At 68.1% G+C, this 1,827-nt stretch carries 1 protein-coding gene; it reads right to left on the minus strand.

Annotated elements, in window-relative coordinates; translation table 11 throughout:
* Nucleotides 1–172 precede the first annotated feature (172 nt).
* On the minus strand, nucleotides 173–1,558 hold the full coding sequence (locus ABZ260_RS50660; protein ID WP_355633029.1) for a glycoside hydrolase family 16 protein: 1,386 nt from the start codon (nucleotides 1,556–1,558) through the stop codon (nucleotides 173–175).
* Between the last annotated feature and the right edge of the window lie 269 nt (nucleotides 1,559–1,827).

The raw sequence follows: 1,827 nt of genomic DNA on the forward strand, positions 1-1,827 counted from the left end.
AGCCCCCGCCCCACACCTGCTTTATTTTTTACGGCGACGACCGAGATATACACGATAACAACTACACTCTTTCCCTCCCCGACGCTCTTCCGATCTGACCCCCCGGCCACGGCGGGGCGATCCCGAGTGGTAGTGCCCGCGCGTCCTGGAGGACGCGCGGGCCCTACCGGGTTCAGTTGCCGAACGAGAACCAGTTGAGGTTGACGAAGTCGGCGGGTTGCCCGCTGGTGAAGGTGATGTAGACCGTGTGGGTTCCGGTCACCGAGGCGATGTTGGCCGGGACCGTACGCCAGCTCTGCCAGCCGCCGGTGTTACCGATGGCGAAGTCGCCGATCGGAGCCGCGGTCAGGCTGTCGAGGCGCACCTGGACCAGCCCGCTGACCCCGCCGGCCGCCCCGGACGCGACGCGGGCCTTGAACTGGGTGGCCGCCGCGCCGCCGAAGTTGACTCCGTCGAAGCGCAGCCAGTCGCCGTTGCCGATCTGCGCGACGTTCTGCCCGCCACCGGTGTCCGTGGTGGTCTCCAGCGACGTGCCCGCCTGCGCCTGGTAGCGCTCGGCCTGGATGGTCGAGCGGGCGTCCACCCCACCTGGAGGGGGAGTGATCGTCGGGGTGGGATTGGAGCCGGAGCCGCTCTGCCAGACGGCCACGTAGTCGACGAGCATCGGGCGGCCGGAGACCGTGGCCGCGGTCGGGGTCTGCCCGGCCAGCGCGTTGGGGAACGCCCCGCCCATGGCCACGTTGAGCAGGATGAAGTAGCCCTGGTGGCCGGTCATGTTGTTCCAGGTCCCGGCGTCGAACTGGGACTGGCTGACGCTGTGGAACTGCTGCCCGTCGACGTACCAGCGCAGCTGGTTCGGGGTGATGCTGCGGTCCCACTCGAAGCGGTAGGTGTGGAACGCCGACTGGCAGGAGGAACCGGGGCACGTCCGGCTGGCGCCGATGCCGGTGGTCTCGTTGCAGGGCCCGCCGGGGTTCACACCGCAGTGGAGCACGCCCCAGACGGAGTTGATGCCGTTGACGTTCTCCATGATGTCGAACTCGCCGATGCCGGGCCAGTTCCAGTAGCTGCCGCGATACGGCGCGCCCAGCGCCCAGAAAGCGGGCCAGTAGCCCAGTGCGGCGTCACCGGTGACGTTGGGCATCTGGATACGGCCCTCGATGCGCAGGATACGGCCGGCGGCGGGTTTGAAGTCCGAGCGGCGGGTCTCGATGCGGGCGGACGTCCACTCGCTGCCGCTCTTTATCGGGGTGATGCGCAGGTTGCCGCCGCCGTCGAGGCTCAGGTTGGCGGGACTGTCGGTGTAGCGCTGGATCTCACCGGTGCCCCAGTTGGCGGGGCCGCCCGGGTAGGCGTGGCCGGTGTCGACGATCCAGTTGGCGGAGGAGGGAAGTGACCCGGCGCCGCCGGTGAAGTCGTCGCTCCAGACCAGGGACCAGCCGGAGGGGGTTGCCGGGACGGAGGCGTGGGCGGTGATGGCGATCATCATCGGCACCAGTGCGGCGACGATGACCGGGATCCATCCGAGAGAGCGCTTTCTTCTTGGGGGGTGGCTCATTCGAAACCTCTCACAAGGCGAACGAGGCGGACGGTCGAACATCGCTGCAGCATAAAGACCGATTGATACCACTGTTACGCGAAGGTTAAGCCAGGGTCAACACCCGAGTCGGAAAAAGCCGGAGAGCGCTCTCAGCATTTGTTCGCGAGGTGTTAGGTCGTCGCTTCGCGCTCCGGACGTCCTGCCCGCGCCACCGTCTGACGTGCGGCACCCTGCCGGAATCCGGGTGGCCGCCCGCCTTTGCCGGGGCGTCCGGTCGGCCGTGGCCC

It is taken from the genome of Streptosporangium sp. NPDC006013 (assembly GCF_040614275.1).
Taxonomy (GTDB): domain Bacteria; phylum Actinomycetota; class Actinomycetes; order Streptosporangiales; family Streptosporangiaceae; genus Streptosporangium.

Bases quoted from the DNA above. Each gene is read 5' to 3' on its own strand.
- ABZ260_RS50660 (WP_355633029.1), bottom strand. From the start codon at position 1,558: ATGAGCCACCCCCCAAGAAGAAAGCGCTCTCTCGGATGGATCCCGGTC.